Genomic DNA, 3,668 nt, shown 5'->3' with positions numbered 1-3,668 from the left:
GCGCACCTCGAGGTTCCGCTCGGCCACTTCCACCAGCACCGCACGCACTTCCCCGAGCGGCACCGCGACGGCCTTCATCAGAGCGCCCACCCCTTCCAGCAAGTTGGCGTAGCGTCCCTGCACGTGTCCGGCCTCAGCGATCACGCCGAACTCCCCGGCGCGTGCCGAGGTGGAGACCCGCTCGATTTCCTGAACGGTGTACGCCACGGCCGCCTGAGCATTTTCACACGCGGTGAGCGAGCGGACGCATTCGTCGGTCATGCGATCCACCGCGGCAGCCACGACACCGAGTTCATCACCGCTCTTGTCGGCGAGGTGTGCGAAGCGATGGGACGGGACCGTCACCGCTTCGCCACGGGCGAGAGCGGCGAGTGACGTCGCCACCGACTCCACGCCATAGCGCTGCAATTCGGCCACTTGCTTCGAGATGCGCTCGAGCCGTGTGCCCAGCGACGAGGCGATACTCCATGCGTACCACAGACCGCCCACGAAGAACACGGCGAAGATCGCCCAGATGAACAACGTGGCGCGATCGAAACGCTGGGCAGTGGCCTGCTGTACGGTATCGTTCTGGCGCTGAATCTCGTCCCCGAACTTTTCCATCCCCTCTTCAACGGTGCCGAAGCTGACCAGGAACTGCTGGTAGAGTTCGGAGGCCTTGGCGGGATCCGCGAGCGCGGCGTCCTGCACCGCCGCCGCCGCAGAGGCATACTCGGACACGCTCTTGCGCAGTGCGGGCATCCCGGCGGCGATCGGTGTATTCGCCAGCAAGGTGTCCGCGCCGTTGAGTTGCTCCATGAAGCGCGAGGCGTGTTCGCGCATCGACTCCTTCGACGCGTTCACGCCAGCCGTGTCGCCACGCTGCGCCGCGAACATCGCTTCGAGCACGTCGCCACGCATGGCGTCATGCATCATGTCGCTGTCCATCTGGTGACGCTGCGCGGTGTTGTTCACCACGAGGTCGGAGGTGGCTTCGTGCGCGAAACGCAGCGACACGTGCCCGGCCACAGCAACCGCGAAGATGCCGACGGCGCCGAGGAGGGCCACGGCGCGCAGACGCGCACGGACGGTGTTGAAGGCGAACATTCTGGATTGGCAGGGATTGCGCAGGTCGCATGCGGCGTCGTCGCCGGCATCCGAAACACCCCGGGTCGAATCCCGGCGCTAGTCTTTTTCTAAATATCGGGAGGGACGAGACGGACTTTAGCGTCGGGGTTTTCGGATCGTCCCTCCCGGCTCGTTCAGGGCTTCGGCCAGACGTTGTCGGCCGGCTGCCGGTCGGGGAAGCGCCCCTGCGCGTCGAGCGTGATGCGCTCGACCTTCCGGCCGCCGAACACGAGGTCGACCGTATGCTGGCGTCGTCCGTCGAACCAGACGGACACGGGGACCGTCACCCGGGCGGTGGTGGCGTCGAGCATCACCGCATTCTTCATGAGACGGATGGCCGGGCCCGTCGCCGCGAACTTGATGTCCAGCACGATCGGCGCCGGCATCTGCCCGTCGTGGGCCACCGTCACGCTCGTACGGAAGCCCTGCGTGCTCACCTTGGCGATGCGGTGATCGACGCTCTCAGCGCCGAAGAGCCACGCGTTCCAGAACCACCCGAGGTCCTGCCCCAACGCGCGCTGCATGAAGAACATCCAGTCCCACGGTGACGGATGCTTGAACATCCACGTGGTGCCGAACTCCCGGTGCGCGCGCTGTACGGCACTGTCCCCCACGATCCCGCCGAGCGCCGAGAGCATGAGCGGTGTCTTGCTGTAGGTGGTGAAGCCGTAGAACTGCGGGCCGGCGTAGTTGGCGTTCCACATCATCGGCGGCTCGGCTTCGTTGTTCGCCGTACGGCCGTAGCTCTGGCCGAGGCCGTCGAGTACGGGTGCCTTCCCCTCGGCATCGGCGTCGGAGAGGATGTTCATGTACTGATTGAAGCCCTCGTCCATCCAGCCGTACCACGTCTCGTTGTTGGAGACGACCATGGGCCACCACATGTGTCCCGTTTCGTGATCGGCGGCGCCCACGTTGGAGTTGATGACCATGGGGTACTCCATGCCGGCGCTGGGGCCGTCCTGCAGCGTGAGCTGCGGGAACTGGTACGGGAACCAGAGCTTCGAGTAGAACTCGAGGGCGTGACGCGTGACGGGGCCAGCCTTGGCGAAGAGATTCGCGCGCCCCGGCAGATACAGCATGTGCACGGGCACGGCGCCCTTGTTCGGAATGGTCGCGCGGGTCGCCTGCCAGACGTACTTCTTGGCCGTGGCCCACGCGAAGTCGTTCACGTTGTCGGCGACGTAGTGCCAGGTGAGGCGGCCATTGGCGCTGGTGGCGGTGGCCTGTCCCGGTCCCACTTCGTCGGGGCCGACGATGGTGGTGATGTCGTCGCTCTGTGTGACCTTGGCGAGTTGCGTGCGCGCCTTGTCGGTGAGCACCTGCTGCGGGTTCTGCAGGAGTCCCGTGCCGCTCACGAGCCAACCGGCGGGCACGTCGATGCGCACGTCGTACGTGCCGAACTCGTTGTAGAACTCGCTGGGGCCGACATAGAGCTCGGTGTCCCAGCCGCGGAGATCGTCGTACATCGCCACACGCGGGAACCACTGCGTGGGCTGGAAGAGCGTATCGGCCCAGCGCTGCGTCATGCGGTGGCCGGTGCCGGGACCGCCGGGGAGCTTATGCGACCAGGCGATTTCGAGCCGGGCCTTCGCGCCGGGCGCGATGGGGGTGGCGAGGCGAACGCGAGCGCTCGTGCTGCGCCCGTTGAGCAGCGTGTTGCCGCCCGCCGCATTGGCGGCCGCCAGCTGTGCGTTCTGGATGGCGCGCGCCCCTTCGGCCGCAACGGCGTTGGGGGCCGCATTGGAGGCGATGTTCACCGGCGCGCCGTCGACGGTCATGCGCGCGATGGCCATGCCGTCGGTGACTTCCGCGGGCACCCAAGGGGCCGAGTGTGGGGCGGTGCCGATGAAGTGGTTGGGATGGAGGCGCAGCCCTATCTCGCGGAGCGGATCGGGGCTGGTGTTGTGCACGGTGATGCGTGCGGTGCCGCTGAGGCGCGCCGACGCGGGGTCGAGCGACACGTCGATGTCGTAATCGGTGCGGAGCTGCCAGTACTTCGCCGTGGGGCGTCCCGTCGAATCGCGGGAGCCGGCCGCCATGGCCCGCCGGATGGCGTTGGTCATGGGGATATCGCGCCGAATGGCGCGGGGCGGGACATTGGCGCTCGCGGGGCGCGGCTGCGCCGCCATGAGGCCGGGGGCGGCGGCCCAGGCGAGGGCGAGGGCAGCGGAGAGGCGAAGCGGAAGGCGCATAAGGTGCGGGGTGGAGGACCCCGAAGGCTACAGCGGGACCGAGGGGAGGGGCAACGTGGGGGGTGGCGTGGATTCCTTTCTGACGGTCTGGTCCCCTTGAACAGCAGACGGCAGACCGCAGGAACTACAGCACGCAGTCACGGAGGAATTCGGTAGAACAATACGGGAGCCTGCGCTGCGCGCGGCTCCCGATCTCCCTACCGCAAAGGAAATCGGGCGCCCCGCGAAGCGGTGGCGCCCGTTTGTTCTACCACATTCCTCCCGTACTGCGTGCTGTGGTTCCTGCCGTCTGCCGTCTGCGGTTACGGCGCCGTTACACCCGCATTTCCCCCCGCAGTCACCGCCGCCCCCACCCGCTCCGCCGTAATG

General features: G+C 67.2%; 2 protein-coding genes. Both read right to left on the bottom strand.

All coding sequences use genetic code 11. The features are described 5' to 3' along the window. A partial coding sequence (locus tag ACIQ6O_RS14420) for a hypothetical protein (protein WP_396208477.1) occupies window positions 1–1,086 on the bottom strand: 1,086 nt, incomplete at its 3' end. A gap of 155 nt (window positions 1,087–1,241) precedes the next feature. Beyond that, complete coding sequence (locus ACIQ6O_RS14415) at window positions 1,242–3,299, bottom strand: M1 family metallopeptidase (RefSeq protein ID WP_396208476.1); 2,058 nt, start codon at window positions 3,297–3,299, stop codon at window positions 1,242–1,244. Window positions 3,300–3,668 lie beyond the last annotated feature (369 nt).

The organism is Gemmatimonas sp. (genome assembly GCF_044345575.1).
In the GTDB taxonomy this organism is placed as follows: Bacteria; Gemmatimonadota; Gemmatimonadetes; order Gemmatimonadales; family Gemmatimonadaceae; genus Gemmatimonas.
This window is presented reverse-complemented; position numbering and strand designations above follow the sequence as displayed.